This window comes from Allobosea sp. 05L423, assembly GCF_056397745.1.
The window spans coordinates 1-21,214 of record NZ_JBFTOA010000028.1; the positions used below are offsets into that span (position 1 = coordinate 1).

Here is a 21,214-nt window from a genome sequence, read left to right on the forward strand (position 1 = left end):
TCTTGTGGTCTTGTGGCAGGCATCGCGGATGATCGGCGTGATCAGACCGCCCGGAATCGAGACGGCGACGCCGACATCGGCATGCTTGTGCTTGAGCATCGTGTTCTCGGTCCAGGATACGTTCGCATCCGGAACGGCCTTGAGCGCCAGCGCCAGTGCCTTGATCACCATGTCGTTGACCGAGAGCTTGTAGGCCGGCTTGCCGTCCTTCTCCGGCGCTGCAGCATTGAGCTCCGCGCGCAGCTTGAGCAGCGCGTCGAGTTCGCAATCGACGGTGACGTAGAAATGCGGGACGGTCTGCTTGGCCTCGGTCAGGCGGCGCGCGATCGTCTTGCGCATGCCGTCATGCGGAACCTCCTCATAGGAGCCCGGCTCGAACAGCTTCTTGACCTGCTCGTCGGAGGGGCCGGTGGCAAGCGGCGCGGCGGCGGGCTTGGGCGCAGCCGGAGCGGCAGAAGGTGCAGCTGCCGGGGCAGCCTTGGCTCCGCCGCCCTTCCTGGCTGCCTCGACATCCTTCTCGACGATGCGGCCATGCGGACCGGAGCCGTTGATGGCGGCAAGATCGAGCCCGGCGTCCTTGGCGATGCGGCGAGCGAGCGGGGTCGCGCGCACATCACCATCGAAGGCAGTTCCATCGGTTAGGGGCTGCTCTAGCAAAGCGGCTGCAGGCCCAGGCTTGGCCAATGCTACCGAGACGCCGTTTTCAGCCACGACGGCAGCAGCCTCCGCAACGGCGCCATGAGCTTCCCCATCCTTGTAGATCCATGCGACAGTCGATCCGACGGCAATGTCGATGCCTTCCTTGCCTGTGATGCCGCGCAAGACACCACCAGCCGGCGCATCGACTTCCATAGCCGCCTTGTCGGTCTCGATCTCAAAGAGCACGTCGCCCTTCTCGACCTTCGCCCCGTCCGCGAAGAACCATTTCGATATGCGCCCGGTCGACATATCCATGTCGACCTTCGGTAAAATGACTTCGACGGGCATGATCAGCGTACTCCCCGGACGAGATCCCGCGCTGTCTCCACGATCCGGGGAACCTGAGGAACGGCGGCCTTCTCTAGATCGGGGTTGTAGGGAATAGGTGTTTCCGCGCCGCCCAGTCGCACGATAGGCGCATCAAGGCGGTCGAAGGCCTCGCTTTCGGCGATCATCGCGCTGATCTCGGCGCCTATGCCGAGCGTTTTCACCGCCTCGTAGACGCAGAGCAGCCTGTGGGTCTTGATGACACTGGCGATGATCGTCGCATTGTCCATCGGACGAATGCTGCGCAAGTCGACGACCTCGACGTCGATCCCCTCTGCAGCCAGGATCTCAGCGGCCTCAAGCGCCTTGTGCACCATGATCGAGGTGGCGAGGATGGTCAGATCCGTCCCGGCGCGACGGATCGCAGCCTTGCCTATCGGCACGGTATAATGGCCTTCGGGAACCGGCCCCTTCATCTTGTAGAGCAGCTTGTGCTCGAAGATCATCACGGGGTCGGGGTCCGCGACTGCGGCGAGCAGCATGCCCTTCGCATCGTGTGGCGTCGCCGGCTGAACGACCTTCAGACCCGGAACATGACCGAGCCAGGCTTCCAGACTCTGGCTATGCTGCGCGGCGGCGCCGGTCCCCGACCCGGCCGGGAAGCGCATGACCACCGGCACCGAGACCGCTCCGCCGAGCATGTAGCGCATCTTCGCAGCCTGATTGACGATCTGCTCCATGGCGAGCGTCGCGAAATCCGAGAACTGAAACTCGAAGATCGGCCGAAGACCCGTCACGGCTGCGCCGACTGCGACGCCAGCGCCACCGAGCTCTGATATCGGCGTGTCCATCACGCGCTCAGGCCCGAAGCGTTCGATCAGATCTCCGGTGACCTGAAAGGCTCCACCATAGACGCCAATATCCTCGCCCATCAGGACGACACGCTCGTCGGCCTCCAGCGCGATCGCCATCGCCTCCTGGATCGCCTGCGAATAGCTCAACTCCCTGACCTGGGTGTCCATCACTGTTGTTCCGTATAAACGTAATCGGCGAGGTCAATCGCCGCGGGAATGGGGCTCGCCTTCGCGAAATCGATACCCGCAGCGATCTCCACCTCCACGGTTTGGCGAACGTCCTTGAGCTCTGCCTCAGAAGCGATGCCGAACGTGATCAATTGCGCCTCGTAGCGCGCGATCGGATCGCGATTGGCCATCCAGTCCTCGATCTCGTCCTTGGTGCGATAGCGGTTCCGGTCGCTTTTGGAGTGGCCGCGATGGCGATAGGTCTTGCACTCGATCAAGCTAGGCCCCTCGCCACGGCGGGCCCTCTCCACGGCGTCATGGGAAGCTTCCGCCACCGCGGAAAGGTCGTTGCCGTCGACGATGACGCCCGGCATGGCATAGCCGGCGGCACGGTCGGCGATGTTGGGAACAGCGGTCGAGCGCTCGGTTGATGTCGACATGCCGTAACCGTTGTTCTCGCAGACGAAAACGACCGGTAACTTCCAGACCGAGGCCATGTTGAGCGCTTCATGGAAAGCGCCTTCGTTATTCGCTCCATCACCGAAGAACGAGACTGCGACCTTCCCTGTGCGCAGACGCTTGGCCGTTAGAGCGGCACCGACGGCGATCGGGATGCCGCCGCCGACGATCCCATTCGCGCCGAGATTGCCTGTAGAGACGTCGGCGATGTGCATCGAGCCACCCCGGCCGCCACAATAGCCGGTTGTCTTGCCAAAGAACTCCGCGAACATTCGCTTCACTTCGGCGCCTTTCGCGATGCAATGGCCATGGCCGCGATGCGTCGATGTAATCTGGTCATCGCGGGTCAGCGGCAGGCAGATGCCAACCGCGCTGGCCTCCTGGCCGATCGAGAGATGCATGGTGCCGTGGATCAGGCCCCGCATGTAGCTTTCTTCGGCGGCTTCCTCGAATCGGCGGATCAGATGCATGCGCCGCAGCGCGTCGAGCAGCTGTTCGCGCGGGTATTGCCGGTAAAGGAACGGCAGATTGGTTCCACCTGCCGCGGCAGGCACGTCTTGGGGATCCGTCATGTTTCAGGCTCCTTTGCCGTAGATGAGCGCATCCTGCCGGGCGCGAAGGGCGGCGAGCTTCGAGCCTTCCGCGACCGCCGCATTCGCGTAGGTCAGCATCTCTCCCTTTCGGATGGGCGCGGTGACCGTGCCGCCCTGGAGCATGCCGCAGGGGATGGCGCGCTCGGCGCGAGCCTCGTCAGCGGTCATAATCCAAGCGCGATAGGCGTACTCGCCGATGGCATCGAGCCGGTCGCCAGGCTGCAGATCCTTCTTGGCAAGCGCGCAGACCTCGGCCACCGGCCGGGCGAGTGGCACCATGTCCGGCTTGCCGTAGAGAACGACGCGCGCGCAGGTCAGCGGGACTTCCAGCGACGTCAGATGATAAGGCCGGTGGAAGGTGAAGTAGGGACCCTTTCCCATCTTCAGGTCTTCCATGCGCTCGGAAATGCGCGGGTGTGACATCTCCGCGACGACGAAGACGCCAGGCGCGACCCCCTTGCCGATCGAATAGTCGACGACGCCGACGCGCGAGAGTACGCCGCCGTCCTTCTCCGGAATCAAGGTCGAGGTCAGCTGGTCCAAGGTGGCGGCGGGGCCGTGCATGCCGGGCTTGTCAGGAATTAGGCCGGTCGCATTGGCGATCGCGGCCATTTCGACCATCGTCTTCGAGCCATCGACGAACTCGACGAGCATACGGACGTTCATGTGCCGGCGCGCGGCCTCCTCGGCATAGTCGTCCGGGACGGCGTCGAAATTGAGCGGATTGTTCTTGCCCTTTCCGGCTGCCACGATCGGATGCCCCATCGCGGTGACGAACTCGATCAGCTCCATGCAGGAAGAGGGCTCGTCGCCGGCGCCGAGAGAGTATGTGACGCCGAGCCGGTCTGCCTCACTCTTGAGATAGGCGCCGATGGTGACGTCCGCCTCGACGTTCATCATCACGAGATGCTTGCCGTGTTCCATCGCGGCCAGCCCGATCTCGGCGCCAACCGATGGCACCCCGGTGGCGTCGATGACGACATCAATCAGGCCGCTGTTGAGGATCAACCCGGGGTCGGATGTCACCGCGACTTTACCGGCTTCCATCGCTGCGTTCAGCCCGGATTGGTCGGACGCGTCACGGTAATGACCGTCCTCCTGATAGGCGATCTCGACGGCTTTCCGTGCGGCGGGGATATTGAGGTCGCAGATGGCGCCAACCGTCACGCCCGACATATGCGCGACGCGGGTCACGATATCCGTGCCCATTTCGCCGGAACCTATTAGGCCAATGCGGATCGGGCGCCCACTTTCGGCACGTGCCAGGAGATCACGAGTCAGTCCGGTTGGTGCGACATTGCTGCCCATTGAGCTTCTCCTATTCGAATCATCGGGCTGACCAATCAGCACAGATTCGTACATTTGGTGCTTATTTGATAATAATGTTCATTTTTGGCGCATGCAAAGGCGTCCATCGTGTCATTTGCCAAAGCGCCAAGAACCGCTTCGCCGACCTGCGCCTGCGATCAGTCCACTGCGATATCGTCCAGAAAGCTCGTGCCGATCTCTGTCGCCGCTACCGAGAAGATCTCGGCGGTCGTCGCCGCGATGTCTGACAGGCTGTCGCGCATGAAGATGCCCTTGGGCTTGATACCGGGCGTCCAGACAAGCAGGGGAGTAAACTCGCGGGTGTGCTTGTCATGGCCGATCGTGGGATCGTTGCCGTGATCGCCCGTGACGATCAGCAAATCCCGCGAACTCATTATCGACATCATGTTGCCGATGCCCTCGTCGGCTAGCCGCAGACAGGCGGCATAGCGCTCGGCGCTCTCGTCATGGCCTGCCAGGTCGGTCTCCTGGATGTTGATCGCGATGAGCCCGGAGCGGACACGCGCCATCGACGCGTAGGTCGCATCGAGCACCGGCTGTGTCAGAACATGCGGCTCCTTGTGTGCGCCTTCGCATGTAATGACGTCGGCAACTTTGCCGAGAAGTTCGACCTCATAGCCCGCCTTTTTCAGGATCGTCGGGACCTGAACGTCCGGCGTGGTGCCGCGCGTCAGATGCCGCACCACGTAGTTGCTGGTGTAGAGGCCAAGCGCGACATTGTTGACGCCGCACTGACCTGTCGGCCGGCGCTCCGTGCAATGGCGGATGTCGGCGGCGTGGAAACCGTAGCCGCCCATCACGACGACCCGGCGCACCCGTGCCACCGAACGCAGGATCTCACCGACTTTGACGATATCCTCGTAGGCCATGTCCTCGATCGAGCCGACGCAGTGATAGGTCTGCAGCGGATCGCTCTCGAGATTGTCCCCGCAGATCATCTTGCCATCGACGAACAGGGCAGAAAGCCCATCTCCCGCCGGTTCGACATGATGCCCGGCCCGCCGCAGCGCCGCAGCTACATCGGCACTCACCGCATCGAACAGCTCTTCCGGCACGTCGGGCACGCGCGAGCCCATGATGACCTGATGGCCGAGATAAGTGTCGGCGCCCTTGTAGCCGAGATTGCACATGCCATGCACCGCGATAGGAGCAGGGTCGACCCTGAGGCCGGACCCCGGTGCGACGGTGCCGAGACCGAGACGTTCCAGGTTCGGCAGCGAAAGCCCGCCCACCGCGCTGACGACGTGTTTCAGCGTGTTGGAGCCAACATCATTGGGACGGACAAGGTGCACATCCGGAAGCGCGCCGATGCCGAGCGCGTCGAGGACGAGGATGATGACACGATCGAAGGAGGGTGTTGTGCCTGTCATGGCTGATCCCGTCGCGGCCCTTCAGGCGTTCGAGTCGCTGCGCGGCAGCAGATGGATGGTTTGTTCCTTGAAGCCGACCCCCACCTGATCGCCCTCGCGGATCCTCCACGAATCCCCGAGCGCAGACCGGACGGCCGTCAAGACCGTATCGCCAACGCGAACCCGGTATTCCGTCAGGTCGCCGAGATACTCGATCTCCTCGACACGGCCAGGAAGCCCTTCGCCCGGCTGGCCGAGGGTAATCGCCTCCGGCCGCAGAAGCGCCAGCACGTCTTTGGGGAAGGTCGCGCTTGGAACGGGAGCTCGCACGCGGGTTCCCAGAAGCTCGATCTCGACCTTCCCGTTCGGCTCGCCGACCACGCCTGCAGGCAGTGCGTTCACCTTGCCGACAAATTGGGCGACGAAGAGTGTGGCCGGACGGGCGTAGATTTCCTCCGGCGCACCGACCTGCTCGATCCGCCCGCTTTTCATGACCGCGATACGATCGGAGAGGCTCATTGCCTCGTCCTGGTCGTGGGTCACGAACAGTGCCGTCGTGCCGAGCCGCCGCTGCAGCCGGCGCAGCTCCGAGCGCACCTGCACGCGCAGTTTGGCATCGAGATTGGAGAGTGGCTCGTCAAAGAGGAGCAGGTCCGGATGCATGACAAGAGCTCGCGCCACGGCGACACGCTGCTGCTGGCCGCCAGAGAGCTGGCCGGGCAGACGTGGCCCATAGTCGTCCAATCCCACCGCAGCGAGCGCGGTAGCAACCTCGCTGCGGACAGTCGCCTCGGCGACGCGCCTTAGCCGCAACGAATAGGCGACATTTTCGAACACGCTCATATGCGGAAACAGCGCGTAGTTCTGAAAAACGAGGCCGATTCGGCGGTGATGGGCCGGCAGCCGCGCGATCGAGCGGGAGTCGAGCAGGATCTCGCCGGATTCGAAATCTTCTAAGCCTGCGAGGGTTCGCAGCACGGTGGTCTTGCCGCAACCCGACGGGCCCAACAGGGTGACGAACTCGCCAGGTGCAAGATCGAGGTTGAAATCCGTCACGACCGGCAGACGCCGCCCGCGGCCAAGCGGGTAAGATTTGTCGAGATTGCGGATTGCGAGGGCCTTGGCGAGTGTCTGTTGCATATCGGTATTCCTAGCGTGCTTCGCGCCAGTCGCTGCCGAGCAGCCGTGGCACACCGTGAATCACCGCAAGCACCATCAGGACGACGATGACGCTGAGAGCGGCGGCCTCGCCGACGTCACCGCGATCCATCTGCGAGAGGATCGTCGGTGTAACCAGAGACCAATGGGGTGAGACCACGAAGATGACGGCGCTGAGCGTGGTGACGCTGCGCGTGAAGGAGAAGATCATGCCGGCGAGCAGCGCCGGCTGTACGATGGGCAGCAGAATCCGCCACAGCGTCTGGCCCGAGGTCGCCCCCATGGTGGTGGAGGCCTCGTCCAACGTCCGATTGATCTGGTTCAGCGCCGCCACGCCGGAACGGATGCCATACGGCAGCGAGCGGACGACGAAGGCGGCGATGATGATCGCGGCCGTGCCGGTCAGCATCAAGGGCGGAGCGTTGAAGGCCAGTCCGAAGGCCAGGCCGATGACCGTCCCGGGAATGGCCAGCGGCAAATTGGCCACGAAATCGAGAAGCGATTGGCCTGGCGCACGCGTGCGGGCCACGACCCAGGCGATCAGCAGGCCGATCGTCACGGACAGGAAGGACGCGACGACCCCTAGCAGCAGCGTGTCCATGAGCGCGCCGCGCGACTTGGTCAGTGCAGCGACGAAATGTTTCGTTGTGAAGCTGTAGTTGATCCCGAATAGCTGGGTAAATGCGCCAGCCAGGATTGTCGCGTATTGCAGGCAGATCACGAGGGTGATCACACCGACAAAAACGAGCGCGGCGAACTGAACACCCCGATGGCGCACTTCGCGATGCCGGCTGGAGCCCTTGGCGCCGACCGATGAGAAGGACATCCGCGCCGTCAGCGCCTTGTGCGCAAAGAACATCAGCACAGCGGGCAAAAGCAGCAGCACTGCCAGCGCCGCCCCTTTCGGAATATCGTACATGCCAATGATGGTCTGATAGATCTGAGACGACAGGACCGGGAAATCGCCACCAAGCAGGAGGGGGTTTCCAAGGTCCGCGAAGGAGTAGCTGAACATCAGCAGCATCGACCCTGCCAGACCCGGCACGAGGAGAGGCAGGCTGACCGTTCGCAGCACGTTCCAGCCATTCGCCCCCATGGTCGAGGCAGCCTCCTCCAGCGAGGCATCGAGCCCGCGGAAAAGATTCAGCATCAGCAGATAGGCGAACGGAAAATATGAGATCAGTTGCGCGACGACGAGGCCGGTAAATCCGTAGAGCCCGGTTGTCTGCACGCCCAACAATTCATGCGTGATCAGGCCGCGGCGGCCGTAAAGCATGATCAGGGCAAGTGCCATCAGAATAGGCGGCGAGATCGTCGGTAGCAACGCGAAGAAGTGCCAGATCTTCTTGCCGGGTATGGCAACGCGGGCGATGGTATAGGCATAGAGCGTCGCGAGAACCGTGCCGAGCACCGCGACGGTTGCGCCGAGCAGCAGCGTGTTCCAGAAAACCTTGCGATTATAGGGATCGGCGACGGTTCCCGTCAGCGAAGCCAGGGAGAAGCGCCCGTCGGTCGTGAATGCCCGGGCCAGCAGGTCGAGCATGGGATAGGCTGTGAAGATGAAGACGAAGACTGCCACGCCGGGAAAGACCCAATAAAGGGTCCAATCCCGACGTTGCGTTCCCTCCGCCATGCCCGCAGGCGCAACGGACGTCATTGGCTCACTTGCGCCCCGCGAGGATATCGTTCTGGAAGCGCGCGATGATCGTCTTGCGCGTTTCCGAATTACCGGCCCAGTCGAAATCGAAGTCGATCAGCTTGGCGCTGGCGAACGGCTTCACGAGATCATGGACCTTGGCCTTGGAGTTGGTCGGCATGTCGAAATATTCCGACGCAGCCAGGATCTCCTGCGAGGCGGGTGTCACCGCCCAGTCGAGGAATGCCTTGGCGGCTTCCGCTTCCGGCGCATCCTTGAGCATGACGGCGCAGAACAGATCGTAACCCGTGCCCTCGCTCGGTAGTGTCATCTCCAGCGGGAAGCCCTTGTGCATGCTGCCGAGGATATCGTGCGCGAAAAGAATGCCGACGCCGACTTCGCCACGGCCGACAAGCTGGGTCGGACCAATTCCCGAACGGGTGTATTGCGAAACGTTGGTATTGAAGCGCTTGATATAATCCCAGCCCTTTTCCTGGCCCATCAATTGAAGGACGGTCGCCAGGAAGGTGTAGCCGGTGCCGGACGTCGCAGGGCTGCCGATGCAGATCTGCCCGGCGAATTCCGGCTTGGTCAGGTCCTCCCAACTGGTCGGCGCCTTGAGGCCCTTCTCCTTGAGAAAAGTCTTATTCGAGGCGATGCCAATGAAATCGACGTCGATGCCGGTCCAGTAGCCCTCCGGATCGACGTGCTTCGCCGGGATGTCCGTGACGCCCTTCGGCTTGTAGGGCTGCAGCAACCCCTCGCTCTTCAATGTCATCATCGAGGGCAAGCCGATGCCGTAAAGCACGCTGGCCTGCGGGCGCGCGCGCTCGGCACGGATCCGGTTCACGGCCTCTCCCGCGGATAGGCGGAGGAAAGTGGTCGAGATGCCCGAGCTACTCTCGAAATCCTTTGCCAACGCCGCGCATGTCGGCTCAGGCGGCCCCATATAGGCGGTCAATTTCTTAACCTGCGCCTGGGCGGCGAAAGCGGGGAGCAGGGTCGTGCCTAAAAGGCCGCCCGCGAACCGCCGGCGATTCAATTTCATCAGATTCCCTCCTTGAACATTATTGTTGCGCAAGGAATATTTGTTCAGTCACTTATTTGTCAAGCAGCCTCAGCCTTAAGCACTGGTTGGTCCCGTCAGCTGGGGGGCATGCACCTCACTTTCCAGCAAACTAAGCACTTAGAAATCCATGGCGGGCGTCCCTAATAATCAAGCACTAACTTCAGCGACCAGCGCCTAACCGTCTCGGAGGAAACGGCAAATGCCGCGCTGCAGCAGCATCTCCTCGACCAGTCGAAGGCTCAGCGGGAAGCGGAAGTACAGCCACACCGCATGGGCGATGATCGCGGGCGGGAAACGATGGCGCTTGTAGGTACGCAGGGCAGGCTTATGCGAACCCACCTACAAGGCTGGTGCTAGGCCGAAGTTAACGTGACAATGCCGTCGACGGGTTCTATGCGGTCAACGTGAAGGTATTCCGGATGCTTCCGTCGGGCACGGTAATCAAATGGTATGTCAAAGACTAGCCCGATCTCGCCACATCAAAGACCGCAGTGGCGCTTTATACGAAAGCTATTGAAGATCAAACTAGTGCACTCATCGATCATATTCGGCAAGCGCAACTGGCAGTGATTGTATGACCACGTTTCCTGCGGCTGGCAAACCGGCAAGAACGGCGCTCACTATTTCATTCCGGCTAGCGCCATGGCCTTTCGCCTGGGCAACGTGAAAAGGCAGGCCGCTGTCCAAGCGTGTGGCTGCTAGGATGCCAATGTAAACGAGCGCCTCTGTTTTCGCATCTAAAGCCGATGCCGTTCCAAGTTTCTCGACAGCTTCAAGCCACGCCTTCTGATGATCAGGCGCGTCGGTCAAGAATGTCTGAAACGCATTACTTACGCGTGAACTGGCCGTCATTGCCACCCCCCCACCCCGATTTGAATCTGTTCAATAATATCAATTTGACGCCATTTCTGCTGCGAACGGTTTATGGCAATCGGTGCATCGTCAGCAACCGGTGCAACCGTGACTTTCAGCGTGTATCGTTGGAGCGCCCTCCACGCCAGCGGTAGCCGCTGTAAGAAGGCATGCGCGACTGGTAGACGGCCACAGGCGTGTGTTTTGGAGTGCACCCCTGCGGGTAGACAGGATCAAGCTGCGGATTTGACCGTGAGGCGGGCGTGTTGATCCTCGAACTGCTGCGGGCTGAGATAACCGAGCGCGGAGTGCCGTCGGTCTGCATTGTAGGCCTGATCGATGAAGCGCGGAAGGTCGGAGAAGGCGCTTGCTGGCCATAATGCCGGAAGCAAGAGCTTCAAAGTGCACCTCGACGGCTATAATCAGGTGGAATACCTCTCTGGAAAGAGCCCGAAGACCGCGCGCAAGGAGTTCTTCTACTTCAGCGACGACGGAGACTTGCTCGCACTGCGCTATGAGCACATCAAGATCCATTTTATGATCCAGGAAGCGACCGGCATCGACGTCTGGCGCCGTCCCTTTACGACCCTGCGGGCACCGATCTTTTTCGATCTCAGCATCGACCCCGGCGAGCGCGCCCAGGAAGGCATGGGATACAACGACTGGTGGTATCGAAGGGCGTTCATCGCGGTTCCGGCGCAGAATATCATTGCGCAGACCCTGGCGTCGTTCAAGGACTTCCCACCCCGGCAGAGACCCACGAGCTTCACCGTGGATCAAGCCATGGAGGCGTTGACGCAGACGTCGGCTGGAAGCAAATAGAGCCGACTGAACCGACAGTTCACCGCATGGCAACTGGCTCGGCTGGGCTGACAGGCCTCACAATCCCCCGAAGGCCGTTGCGAGGCGTGAGGCTCATTTCAGTGTCGCAGACGGAGCCAGAAATCAGCTGACGCTGCGGGGGACGTTACGGGCCGGTTCGTTGCCTTACCGTTCGCACGATCGGGCTAGCCCCCGAGCGGACATTGCAGGTGGCCGCTTTGGGCCAAACTTCGATCGCCGCCCCTATGGCGGCGAATGACTGGGAGCTTAGGTTCGGCGGCACGCTCAGTTTCTGCCGATCCGCGCCCCATTTCCGGACATTGGCTGGCCTCCAGGAAGCGGACGTTAGCATCACCACGCTGAGCGTTCGCTTTCGCCCCGCAAATGGGGAAAGAGCGGGTTCAAACCTGTGGCCGGGCGAGACTGGATATCCAGTCGGAAATCTTTTCACTGGCCGAGCGGCTTTGCCAATCCGAGAAGGTGTAAGGCTTCGAGGCTGCTGCATCCTTGTCGAACAGAGCGGTTTGAAGGGGATCGGGCCATTCTTATTTGAGGAACTGCGCCCCTCGGCATGTGTTCATGGCCCAAGGAGGATACGCCATGAATGCACTGACTTTAGCTCTGCTCTTCGCAGCCGCGATCGCCGCGACAGCCTGTAGCACGACCGAGCAGCGCGTCGGCGGAGCCGCGGTCGGAGCCGGCACCGGCGCCGCAGTGGGCGGCCCGGTTGGCGCGGTTGTCGGCGGAGCAGCAGGTGCTGTTACAGCGCCAACGGTCGTGCGGGAGACGCGGCGGGCGACACGCTGAACCAAATTGCCTCTTGCATCGCCGCACTTGACTATGTCTCGGAAGACAAGGACGCCCCCTACTCTGGCGGCCGAACGATCCCGCGAAAGCGCGTTAAAGAATTTGGACCTCCATGAGATCGGGCGCAGGTCGAAATCGCTGCAGTTTGAACCAGGCCTCCGGCAGCCCAGCTTGCTCGATCATCAGCCGTCCGAGGCCTACCTTGTCGTCTGGTGCCTGCCTGTACCAAGCCTCCAGCCGGTCAACATTCGCCGTGATACCGATCGCCTCGGCTATTTTTCAGCATCGCGCCTGACTGCTGAGTCGGGCAGAAGCACGAAGAAAGAGCAAATGCCTCGATAGATCAGAAGTTACATGGTCGGAGCTCGTTAACATCCTGTCCGCAAGCGGACCTCCAGAATGCTGTTACAGCACAGGTCCTAGTGAGTTTCGGGGCCGGCAATTGGCGAACTCGCCTAAGCGCTTGGGCATGGCCCGACCAAAAGTCGACCCGGCCATCGATCTCCCATTCGTCAGAACATGTGGAAAGGCGGCTTGGCATCGTCCGGCAGGAGCGCCTTGTAGGGCGTCCGGACCAGACGCTCCTGGAAGTCGGCCTTAGCTTGTTCCAACAGCCCCGGTTCGACGAGCACGTCCACGGCGACGCCCGCCATGACCTTCGCGACGTGAACCATGCCCTTGTGCGCCAAGGGTGACTGGCCATGAGCCGTCAACTGCCAGGAATGGCCCGGCGTCCCAATCGTATAGGTCGCACCGCGCGCCTGGACTGTTGGCACTGCCCAGGAGACGTCACCGACATCGGTCGAGCCCATCATCCGCGGTCCCGGCACCTCCTTAGGCGCGATCGCGTTGCAGAGCGGGAAATCGGTCACCGGCAAACCCGAGCGGCGGAAAGCGCTTTCGATATGTGCAGGCGTCACGGTCTTCTGCATGCGCCGGGCGAAGGCGACGTCGTCCCCATCGAACGGAGGCGGACCGAGGCGATCGAAATTGCGCTGCATGGCCTCTTCGAGAGGTGTGTTCGCCAGCAGGTTGCTCATCGCGCTGACGACCTCATCGGTGACAGTGGTCTCGGTCATCAGCGCCGCGCCTTCGGCGATTTTCCGAACGCGGGCAAGGAGCTCGTGCACCTGGGAGACCATCGTCGCGCGCACGACGTAGCGCAGCCTGGCCTTGGCCTGCACGACGTTCGGCGCAATGCCGCCGGCATCAAGATAGGCGTAGTGAATGCGGGCATCGGATGGCATGTGCTCGCGCATGTAGTTGACACCGATATTCATCAGCTCCGCGGCGTCTAGTGCTGAACGGCCGAGATGCGGCGCTGCGGCGGCGTGGCTGGCGCGACCGGAGAACTCGAAGTCGATCGTTGTATTGGCGAGCGACATGGCCGCGGTCACCGCTGCGAAATCCGCCGGATGCCATGAAATCGCGATGTCGACATCCTTGAAGGCGCCTTCCTTGACCATGAACGCCTTGCCAGCCCCGCCTTCCTCCGCCGGGCAGCCATAGTAGCGGACACGGCCCTTGAGCCCACGCTCCGCAAGGAAATCCTTGACGGCCGCGGCCGCCAGCATGGCACCGGCTCCCAGCAGGTTATGGCCGCAGCCATGACCGGCCGGCTGGTTCGGAAGCGGCTGGTGCTCGGAGACGCCGGGAGCCTGCGACAGCTCCGGCAGCGCATCGTATTCGCCGAGGATGGCGATCACCGGGCCATCTTCTCCCGCCTCGCCCATGACGGCGGTCGGCAATCCGGCGATGCCTGTCTCCACGCGAAATCCCTCGCGCTGAAGCTGCTCGGCATGGGCCGCGGCCGACTTGACCTCCCGGTAGTTGAGCTCGGGCATTTCAAAGACGCGGTCGCTCAGCTCGATGTAGTCCGCCTGCTTTGAATCGACGATCGTCCAAATCTTATCGGTATTCTGCACAGTCTTCTCCCGAGATGCATCCGCGCCCGCATGGGCCGCTGAAGGCCGTCGTCAGCCGCGTTGCTCCGGCGTCGGCTGCCTCAGCCGCGAGAAGCTACTACAAGGCGGGCGGCAGAACGGCCGAATTTTGCTCCGAAGAATGGGCGAATGTTGCAGGCCGATCGCGTTTACGCGCGCCCTCCGAAACTCGGGAAGCTTGCCATTATCTGCTCCCGCGTTCAGGGCTTCCCTTGCGCCAAAAGCGGAAATTGGCTGCCTGCCTGATAGCGGGCCTTCATTGCCAGCACGTGTTCAACCGCGCACATCCTCCCGTCGCAGATATGCGGGACGCCTAACGCTACGGAGATTGAAAGCGGACGAGCTCGCCGAGATAGGGCTTCGCGATCGGAGAAGCATAGCCGCCGCTGCGGCTCGTCGACAGCCGCAGGTCGATGAGGCCTTCCAGGATTTTGACGCCACAGGCCACCCCGTCCACGATCGGCACACCGAGTTCGCGGGCCAGTGGGTCTACGAGATCGGCCATGCCGGCGCAGCCGAGAACGATGCAGTCGGCCTTGTCTTCGGCGATGGCCAGCCGGCACTCGGCCAGGATGACCGAGGCTGCATCTTTCCCCTCGGTCTCCAGGTCGAGCACCGCGAGCTCGGTGGTGCGCACACTGCGGCAAGCGTGGTCCATGCCGTAGGCGCGCACGAGATGCTCGAGGATGATCCGGCTGCGATGCTGCGTTGCCACGATCGAGAAGCCGCCGCTGATGAAGGAGGCCATGTGCATGGCCGCCTCCGCAATGCCGACGACCGGGCCATTCGCGATCTCGCGGGCGGCGCGCAGGCCCGGGTCGTCGAAGCAGGCGATCAGGTAGCCTTCATAGCCTTCGGCCGCGCCCTTGCGCACCTCGTCGAGGACGCCGAGCGCGCTGATCGCCTCGTCGTAATGCCCCTCGATCGAGACCGGCCCCATGGCCGGGCTGACCGCGAGGATCTCCGTGCCCGGCCGCGCAACTGCCAAGGCCGCCTCGCCGATCTTGCGGGTCATCGACAGCGTCGTGTTGGGATTGATGACCTTGAGCTTCATCCTCATGCCTCTCTTCTGCGGCGCGACTGCGGGGCACCGCCCTGCAGTCATCCTGCCCTTACTCGGCGGTGATCAGGGCGTAGTTCTTCGGCTGCCGGTGCTGGACGAAGTTGAAGATGTTGTCGCGGATCTCCCGGCAGCGCTCGAAATCCGCGACCGCCGTGATGACCTCGTCCTCCAGCGTCGTTGTCAGGGCAGCGAGTTCCCCCGTGGGCGCGATGATGCAGGAATGACCGAGCAGCATGCAGCCCTCCTCGACACCGGTCTTGCCGGCGGCGGCAGTCCAGGCGCCGTTCTGATAGGCGCCGGCCTGCATCGAAAGCAGATGGTGGAAAGAGCTTAGATGGTCGTGCTGCGGCACGGGCGGGTTGTGCAGCGGCGTGTTGTAGCCGCCGCAGATCAGCTCGGCGCCCTTCAGACCCATCACGCGCCAGGTCTCGGGCCAGCGCCGGTCATTGCAGATGAACATGCCGAGCTTGAAACCCTCGACGTCATAGACCGGGAAGCCGAGGTCGCCCGGCTCGAAATAGCGCTTCTCCAGATGCTGGAACGGCCGGTAGGCCTCGTAGTCCTTGTGGCCGGGGAGATGGACCTTGCGATACTTGCCGACGATGCGGCCGGCCTTGTCGACGGCGATCGCCGTGTTGAATCGGCGCTTGACCCCGCCCTCGACCACGAGTTCCGCGAAGCCGATATTGAAGCCGATGCCGAGCTCTGCCGCAGCCTCGAACAAGGGTCGTGTCGCCGGACCCGGCATCTGCGTCTCGTAGAAGGAATCGAGTTCGGCCTCGTCCTCCAGCAACCAGCGCGGAAAGAATGTGGTGAAGGCCAGTTCCGGAAAGACGACGAAGTCTGCGTTTCGCGCCGCCGCCTGCTTCAGCATGTCGATCAGCCGCGCCACCACGCGCTCCCGGCTGTCGCTGCGTTGGACCGGCCCCTGTTGGGCGACCGCGAGGATGATCTTGCCTGGCATAGTCCTGCCTCCTTGTCCGATGATCCGTTTCAACGCCGGGCTGCGTTGCCGCGCGGCCGGTAGCGCGCGCGCTTGAGGAAGCGGCCCTCGCCGGGCTCACCGACATAATCGCGGTTCTCGACGACCGTCTTGCCGCGCAGCAGCACCGTGCGCGGCAGGCCCTTCACGCTGCGCCCCTCATAGGAGGAGTAGTCCATGGCGTTGTGCATGGCTGATTGCGTGATCGTCATTTCGGCTTCGGGGTCCCAGATCACGATGTCAGCGTCGGAACCGACCGCGATGGTGCCCTTCTGCGGAAACAGGCCGAAGATCTGGGCCGGGCGGGTCGCGACGAGGTCGACGAATTCGGTGAGGCCGATCCGCCCCTCATTGACGCCTTGATAGACCAGCATCATCCGCTCCTCGACGCCGGGAGTGCCGTTCGGAATCTGGCGGAAATCGTCCTTGCCGAGGACCTTGTGGCGGCCGAACGACCAGGAGCAGTGATCGGAGGAGACGGTCTCCAAAACCCGATCGGCCAGCGCGTCCCAGAGCAGCTCCTGATCGGCCTTGGTTCGGGCCGGCGGCGTGAAGACGAATTTGGCGCCCTCGAAGCCCGGCCGGTCGAGATCGTCCTTGGTGAGGTAGAGATATTGCGTGCAGGTCTCGGCGATGGCGTCGACGCCGCGCCGCCTGGCCCGCAGCAATTCGTCGAGCGCCTCGGCGCAGGTGAGATGGACGATGTAGATCGAGGTGCCGACGATCTCGGCCAGCGCGATGGCGCGCGCCGTCGCCTCGGCCTCGACGCGGGGCGGCCGGCTCAGCGCGTGGTAGAGCGGCGCGGTCTTGCCTTCCGCGACGAATTTGTCGCGCAGATAGTCGGCGGCGTCGCCGTTCTCGGCATGGACCATGACCAGCGCGCCGCTCTGCTTGGCCTGTTCGAGCGCCTTGAGCAGGACGGTATCGTCGATCATGACCTCACCGCGATAGGCCATGAACAGCTTGAAGGAGGGAATGCCCTTCTCGGGCAGGGTCGCGAGTTCCGCGAAAACCGCCTCGTTCATGTCGGTGACGATGATGTGGTAGCCATAGTCAACCGCCGCCTTGCCTGCCGCCTTGGCATCCCAATGGGCGATCGCGTCGGCGAGGCTGCCGCCCCGCTTCTGCGCACAGAAGTCTATGATCGTCGTCGTCCCACCGCAGGCCGCCGCGATCGTGCCCGTGCGGAAATCATCGGCGGAGCGCCGCTCCCCCTCACCTACATCGATATGGGTGTGCACGTCGATGCCGCCCGGCATGACGTAGCAGCCGGCGGCGTCGATCTCCCGCGCTGCTTTCGGGAAGCTGCCGCCGATCTGCACGATCTTGCCGTCGGCGATGCCGATGTCGGCCTTCGAGAGCCCGGCCGTGCTGACGACCGTTCCGTTGCGGATGATCACATCCATCGCGTCGCTTCCCTTTCTCATCTGTTGTCTTGCAGCGCCTTGCCCCTTCGGACCCGGGCGCGGGGAGGTCTTCGAGAGATCGTTCCGTGACTCTCGTTCCGCGTCAGCGATTGCGCAGCCTTGGATTGAGGGCGTCGTTCAGGCCCTCGCCGATCAGATTGATGGCGAGCACGGTGAGCAGGATGGCGACGCCGGGAATGGCCGTCAGATACCAGGCGGTGCGAAGCTGGTCGCGGCCGGCACCGATCATCGTGCCCCAGCTCATCACATTGGGGTCGCCGAGCCCGAGGAAGGCCAGCGAGGACTCGGTCAGGATCGCGCTCGCGACCATGATCGAGGCGGTGACGATCACCGGCGAGAGCGTGTTGGGCAGGATCTGGCGGAAGATGATCCGAACATCGCTCATGCCGATCGAGCGGCAGGCCAGCACGAAGTCGCGCTCGCGCATCGTCATAAACTCGACCCGGACCAGGCGCGCCACCGGCGGCCAGGAGACCAGCGAGATGGCGAGGATGATGGTGAGGAGCGAGGGATGAAGCAGGGTCACGATCACGATCGTCAGCAGGAAGGGCGGCACGGTCTGGAAGGATTCCGTGCAGCGCATCAGGATGTCGTCGACCTTGCCGCCGTGATAGCCAGCGAAGGCGCCTGCGACGATGCCAAGAAACAGGGCCGCCAACGTCGCCGCGATGCCGATGCAGAGGGAGATCCGGGCGCCGTGGAAGATGCCGGCGGCGAGATCGCGCCCCAGCGCGTCGGAGCCGAGCGGGAAACCGGCTTCCTCGCCAGGCCACAGCATCGGGCGGGTCACCATCGACCAGGGGTCTTCCGGAAAGACGAGGGATGCGAGCAGCGCCATGGCGACGATCGCGATCAGGAGCAAGCAGCCCAGGACGCTCGTCCAGCGCTGGCAGAAGGCGCGGAGGAACTTGCTGCGAAGGAGCGTCACGACAGGATGATCCTTGGGTCGACCAGCGCGTAGACGATGTCGACGACGATGTTCATGACGAGGACGAGCACGCAGCTGATAACCAGCACGCCCATCAGCAGGTTGAAGTCGCGCTGGAAGATCGCCTCGGAAGCCAACCGTCCGAGCCCCGGCCAGGCGAAGACGGTTTCAATCAGCACGGCCCCGCCGATGAGCGAGCCGACCTGCAGCCCGACCATCGTGACGATCGGCAAGAGCGCGTTGCGGAAGACGTGACGCCACGCGACGGTGTCGTCGGAGAGCCCCTTGGCCTGAGCGGTGCGGACATAGTCGGAACTCTGGACCTCCAGCATCGAGGCCCGCATCAGCCGCGTGTAGATGGCGATATAGAACAGCGAGAGCGCCGCGCTTGGCATCACCGCATGGCGCGCGATGTCGAGGATCCGCTCCCAGGTCGAGAGGCGCACGCCCAGCGTGGTCATGCCGCCGGTCGGGAACCAGCCGAGCTGGACCGAGAACAGCACGATCATCATCAGCGCGATCCAGAAGATCGGCGTGGCATAGAACAGCAGCGCGGCCAGCGAGATGGCGTTGTCGAGCGGCTGGTTGACGTGGCGCGCGGCGGTGACGCCGAGCAGGATGCCGGCGCTGACCGCCGTGGTGATGCTGATGCCAAGCAGCAGGAAGGTCGGCGGCAGCCGCGTCATGATGAGCTCGGACACCGGCTGGTTGGTCCGCAGCGAATAGCCGAGGTCGAAGCTGAGGATGTTCAAGGCATATTTGTAGAGCTGGACCAGGAGTGGCTGGTCCAGCCCGAGTTGCTGGCGCATGCGCGCCAGATATTCTGGCGAGGCCGCGCCCGCCTCCCCCGCGAGGACGTCGACGACGTCCCCGGGGGCACTGTGGAGCAGGACGAACAGCAGGACGATGATGACGAGCATGGTGAGCACGCTCTGCATCAGCCGCCGTGCCACGAAACGGGGCAGGTTCGACACGGCCTGGCTCCTATCGCGCTATTCGGCCAGCCAGGCCGTGGCCAGATTGCCATAAGCGCCGTCCGGGCCGACCGTCGGGTTATGCAACTTCTTGTTGTAGACGGTGGTAAAGCTGAACTCGAACAGGTTCAGGATCGGCAGGTCCTCGGCGACGGTCTTTTGCGCCTGGGCGAAGAGAGCCTTGCGCTTCGTCAGGTCGTTTTCCTCACGCGCCTGCTCCCAGACCTTGTCGAGATCGGGGTTGCTGTAGCCCGAGGCGTTGGCGAAGGTGACGCCCTTGCGGATGTTGGGACCGTAATACAATCGCTGTACGCCGGCCGAGGGATCGGCGAACATGAAGAGGAAGTTGATCGACAGATTGAAGTCGTAATCGGTATAGACGCGGCGCAGGAAGGTCGGCGAATCCGAGGAGCGGATCTCGACCTCGATGCCGATGCGGGCCAGGCTCTGCTTGAGATACTCAGCCATGCGCGAGAATTCGGGAGAGGGCGTCAGCTCCGTCGTCAGCTTGAAGCGCGGGGCGGAACCCTTGCGCGGGAATCCGGCCTGATCGAGCAGATCATTGGCCTTCTTCTGATCCTGGCCATACATCGGCACGCCGTCGGTGGTATAGTATGGTGAATCCGAGGTGAGCGGGCCGGTCGCGATCTTGCCGTAGCCGAAGAGGATGTTGTCGAGGATGAACTTGCGGTCGAGCGCATACATGATCGCCTGACGGACGCGCTTGTCCTTGAGGTATTCGTTGCGCGTGTTCACCTCGACCATCGCCATCGGCGCGAACATCTGGTAGCCGTCCGTCGTCACTGCCAGTTCAGGCTTGGTCAACAGGCGCTTGAGATCCGAGGGCGCAACCGCGTTGAACACGCCGAGCTGGGCCTCGCCGGCCTCCAGCGCGGCCGCCCGCGAACCGCCATCGGGCATGACCCTCATCACGATCTGATCGAGATAGGGCTTGCCCTCCTGCCAATAGCCCGGATTGCGCTCAAGCCGGATATACTGGCCGCGCTGCCACTCCTTGAAGACGAATGGCCCGGTGCCGACCGGTGCATTGTTGACCGGATTAGTGCGGATGTCGGTGTTCTCGTAGAGATGCTTGGGAACAACCTGGGCGTCCCAATTGCCGAGCATCGAGAGCAGGAACGGCACAGGCTTGGACAGCTTCACCACCACTGTCATGTCATCGGGCGTCTCGACGCCTGAGAGGTTCGACCAGGTCACGCCGCTGCGCGGGTGCAGCTTGCTCCAGACCTCGGAGATCGAGAAGGCGACGTCGGCGGCCGTGAATGGCTTGCCGTCATGCCACTTGACGCCCTCGCGCAGCTTGAAGGTGTAGGTCAGGCCGTCCGGGCTGATGGTCCAGCTGGTTGCAAGGGCCGGCACTGGCTGCTGCTTGGCGTCATAGGCGACGAGACCCTCGAGGATCTTGCTGGAGACCATCACGATCGGAGTCGAAGGGTTGAAGGCCGCCGTCAGCATGGCCGGCTCCCAGGTCAGCGCGACCGTCAGGACGCCGCCGCGCCGCGGCGCTTCCTGGGCCAGCACCCCGCCAGCCCCGCCCATTCCCAGCGACAAGGCCGTGGCCGCGGCGCTGCCCAGCAGCGCACGGCGCGTCAGGAATCCCGTCCCGCTCTTCGTCATCACACCTGTCCCCTTTTTTCGCCCCGCAGCGCGGACGCGGCATTAATACAATCATCATTGATGATGATACTGGGTTTGGCAAGGCTTGAATGCGGTCGCTCTCAACTCGGCAAAACGGCGCTCAAAAGGGAGGCAGGTTGCACCTTGCCAGCGCAGGGAATGATTGGCCGATAGGCATCGAAGCTCTGTTTGCGGCT

General features: G+C 62.9%; 18 protein-coding genes and 1 pseudogene. 2 read left to right on the plus strand and 17 right to left on the minus strand.

Going from position 1 to position 21,214, the window contains the following annotated elements; translation table 11 throughout:
* The 10 genes and pseudogenes from AC1DNE_RS28715 to AC1DNE_RS28760 form a co-directional block, all read right to left on the minus strand.
* A partial coding sequence (locus AC1DNE_RS28715; protein WP_476841338.1) for a dihydrolipoamide acetyltransferase family protein occupies positions 1 to 987 on the minus strand: 987 nt, incomplete at its 3' end.
* Positions 988 to 989: 2 nt separating this feature from the next.
* Positions 990 to 1,988, minus strand: coding sequence for an alpha-ketoacid dehydrogenase subunit beta (locus AC1DNE_RS28720; protein ID WP_476841339.1), 999 nt, complete (start codon positions 1,986 to 1,988; stop codon positions 990 to 992).
* The gene (locus tag AC1DNE_RS28725) at positions 1,988 to 3,019 is read right to left on the minus strand and encodes a thiamine pyrophosphate-dependent dehydrogenase E1 component subunit alpha (protein ID WP_441473690.1); all 1,032 of its coding nucleotides are present in this window, start codon (positions 3,017 to 3,019) and stop codon (positions 1,988 to 1,990) included. The genes AC1DNE_RS28720 and AC1DNE_RS28725 overlap by 1 nt, the downstream gene beginning before the upstream one ends.
* 3 nt (positions 3,020 to 3,022) lie before the next feature.
* Positions 3,023 to 4,348: an NAD(P)H-dependent oxidoreductase gene (locus AC1DNE_RS28730; RefSeq protein WP_441473689.1), complete on the minus strand. Its 1,326-nt coding sequence runs from the start codon at positions 4,346 to 4,348 to the stop codon at positions 3,023 to 3,025.
* 158 nt (positions 4,349 to 4,506) lie between these two features.
* Positions 4,507 to 5,739, minus strand: a complete 1,233-nt coding sequence (locus AC1DNE_RS28735) for a phosphopentomutase (RefSeq protein ID WP_476765767.1) — start codon at positions 5,737 to 5,739, stop codon at positions 4,507 to 4,509.
* 21 nt (positions 5,740 to 5,760) lie between these two features.
* Complete coding sequence (locus AC1DNE_RS28740; protein WP_476765768.1) at positions 5,761 to 6,858, minus strand: ABC transporter ATP-binding protein; 1,098 nt, start codon at positions 6,856 to 6,858, stop codon at positions 5,761 to 5,763.
* Positions 6,859 to 6,868: 10 nt separating this feature from the next.
* On the minus strand, positions 6,869 to 8,455 hold the full coding sequence (locus tag AC1DNE_RS28745) for an ABC transporter permease (protein ID WP_476841340.1): 1,587 nt from the start codon (positions 8,453 to 8,455) through the stop codon (positions 6,869 to 6,871).
* Between the two features lie 82 nt (positions 8,456 to 8,537).
* Entirely contained in the window at positions 8,538 to 9,560 is a 1,023-nt protein-coding gene (locus AC1DNE_RS28750) for an ABC transporter substrate-binding protein (RefSeq protein ID WP_476765770.1), read from the minus strand.
* A gap of 179 nt (positions 9,561 to 9,739) precedes the next feature.
* Positions 9,740 to 9,899: pseudogene (locus AC1DNE_RS28755) on the minus strand (IS6 family transposase); the annotation flags it as partial.
* Positions 9,900 to 10,115: 216 nt separating this feature from the next.
* Positions 10,116 to 10,433 (minus strand): carboxymuconolactone decarboxylase family protein, encoded by a 318-nt coding sequence (locus tag AC1DNE_RS28760; protein WP_441473685.1) that lies wholly within the window; start codon positions 10,431 to 10,433, stop codon positions 10,116 to 10,118.
* A 339-nt stretch (positions 10,434 to 10,772) separates the two neighbouring features.
* Here AC1DNE_RS28760 and AC1DNE_RS28765 point away from each other — a divergent pair, with 339 nt between their 5' ends.
* Both AC1DNE_RS28765 and AC1DNE_RS28770 read left to right on the plus strand, forming a co-directional pair.
* Positions 10,773 to 11,255, plus strand: a complete 483-nt coding sequence (locus AC1DNE_RS28765) for an alkaline phosphatase family protein (protein ID WP_441473684.1) — start codon at positions 10,773 to 10,775, stop codon at positions 11,253 to 11,255.
* Between the two features lie 600 nt (positions 11,256 to 11,855).
* Positions 11,856 to 12,062 carry a hypothetical protein gene (locus tag AC1DNE_RS28770; protein WP_441473683.1) on the plus strand — a complete coding sequence of 69 codons (207 nt, stop codon included), beginning with the start codon at positions 11,856 to 11,858 and terminating at the stop codon, positions 12,060 to 12,062.
* A gap of 512 nt (positions 12,063 to 12,574) precedes the next feature.
* On the opposite strand, the gene AC1DNE_RS28775 is transcribed toward AC1DNE_RS28770, so the two are convergent.
* The 7 genes from AC1DNE_RS28775 to AC1DNE_RS28805 form a co-directional block, all read right to left on the minus strand.
* Entirely contained in the window at positions 12,575 to 13,987 is a 1,413-nt protein-coding gene (locus AC1DNE_RS28775) for a M20 family metallopeptidase (RefSeq protein ID WP_441473682.1), read from the minus strand.
* Between the two features lie 337 nt (positions 13,988 to 14,324).
* Positions 14,325 to 15,065, minus strand: a complete 741-nt coding sequence (locus tag AC1DNE_RS28780) for an aspartate/glutamate racemase family protein (protein ID WP_441473681.1) — start codon at positions 15,063 to 15,065, stop codon at positions 14,325 to 14,327.
* A gap of 52 nt (positions 15,066 to 15,117) precedes the next feature.
* Positions 15,118 to 16,032 carry an N-carbamoyl-D-amino-acid hydrolase gene (locus tag AC1DNE_RS28785; RefSeq protein ID WP_441473680.1) on the minus strand — a complete coding sequence of 305 codons (915 nt, stop codon included), beginning with the start codon at positions 16,030 to 16,032 and terminating at the stop codon, positions 15,118 to 15,120.
* A gap of 29 nt (positions 16,033 to 16,061) precedes the next feature.
* Positions 16,062 to 17,582 (minus strand): dihydropyrimidinase, encoded by a 1,521-nt coding sequence (gene hydA, locus AC1DNE_RS28790; protein WP_476765781.1) that lies wholly within the window; start codon positions 17,580 to 17,582, stop codon positions 16,062 to 16,064.
* Positions 17,560 to 18,405 (minus strand): ABC transporter permease, encoded by an 846-nt coding sequence (locus AC1DNE_RS28795; protein ID WP_441473679.1) that lies wholly within the window; start codon positions 18,403 to 18,405, stop codon positions 17,560 to 17,562. The genes hydA and AC1DNE_RS28795 overlap by 23 nt, the downstream gene beginning before the upstream one ends.
* The gene (locus AC1DNE_RS28800; protein WP_441473678.1) at positions 18,402 to 19,379 is read right to left on the minus strand and encodes an ABC transporter permease; all 978 of its coding nucleotides are present in this window, start codon (positions 19,377 to 19,379) and stop codon (positions 18,402 to 18,404) included. The genes AC1DNE_RS28795 and AC1DNE_RS28800 overlap by 4 nt, the downstream gene beginning before the upstream one ends.
* Positions 19,380 to 19,397: 18 nt before the next feature.
* Positions 19,398 to 21,017 carry an ABC transporter substrate-binding protein gene (locus AC1DNE_RS28805; protein WP_441473677.1) on the minus strand — a complete coding sequence of 540 codons (1,620 nt, stop codon included), beginning with the start codon at positions 21,015 to 21,017 and terminating at the stop codon, positions 19,398 to 19,400.
* Between the last annotated feature and the right edge of the window lie 197 nt (positions 21,018 to 21,214).

What these genes read in the sequence shown, in the direction of transcription:
- AC1DNE_RS28720 (WP_476841339.1), bottom strand. Translation starts at nt 1,988, where the DNA reads ATGGACACCCAGGTCAGGGAGTTGAGCTATTCGCAGGCGATCCAGGAG.
- AC1DNE_RS28760 (WP_441473685.1), bottom strand. Translation starts at nt 10,433, where the DNA reads ATGACGGCCAGTTCACGCGTAAGTAATGCGTTTCAGACATTCTTGACC.
- AC1DNE_RS28735 (WP_476765767.1), bottom strand. Translation starts at nt 5,739, where the DNA reads ATGACAGGCACAACACCCTCCTTCGATCGTGTCATCATCCTCGTCCTC.
- AC1DNE_RS28780 (WP_441473681.1), bottom strand. Translation starts at nt 15,065, where the DNA reads ATGAGGATGAAGCTCAAGGTCATCAATCCCAACACGACGCTGTCGATG.
- AC1DNE_RS28730 (WP_441473689.1), bottom strand. Translation starts at nt 4,348, where the DNA reads ATGGGCAGCAATGTCGCACCAACCGGACTGACTCGTGATCTCCTGGCA.
- AC1DNE_RS28770 (WP_441473683.1), top strand. Translation starts at nt 11,856, where the DNA reads ATGAATGCACTGACTTTAGCTCTGCTCTTCGCAGCCGCGATCGCCGCG.
- AC1DNE_RS28785 (WP_441473680.1), bottom strand. Translation starts at nt 16,032, where the DNA reads ATGCCAGGCAAGATCATCCTCGCGGTCGCCCAACAGGGGCCGGTCCAA.
- AC1DNE_RS28805 (WP_441473677.1), bottom strand. Translation starts at nt 21,017, where the DNA reads ATGACGAAGAGCGGGACGGGATTCCTGACGCGCCGTGCGCTGCTGGGC.
- AC1DNE_RS28750 (WP_476765770.1), bottom strand. Translation starts at nt 9,560, where the DNA reads ATGAAATTGAATCGCCGGCGGTTCGCGGGCGGCCTTTTAGGCACGACC.
- AC1DNE_RS28725 (WP_441473690.1), bottom strand. Translation starts at nt 3,019, where the DNA reads ATGACGGATCCCCAAGACGTGCCTGCCGCGGCAGGTGGAACCAATCTG.
- AC1DNE_RS28740 (WP_476765768.1), bottom strand. Translation starts at nt 6,858, where the DNA reads ATGCAACAGACACTCGCCAAGGCCCTCGCAATCCGCAATCTCGACAAA.
- AC1DNE_RS28765 (WP_441473684.1), top strand. Translation starts at nt 10,773, where the DNA reads ATGAAGCGCGGAAGGTCGGAGAAGGCGCTTGCTGGCCATAATGCCGGA.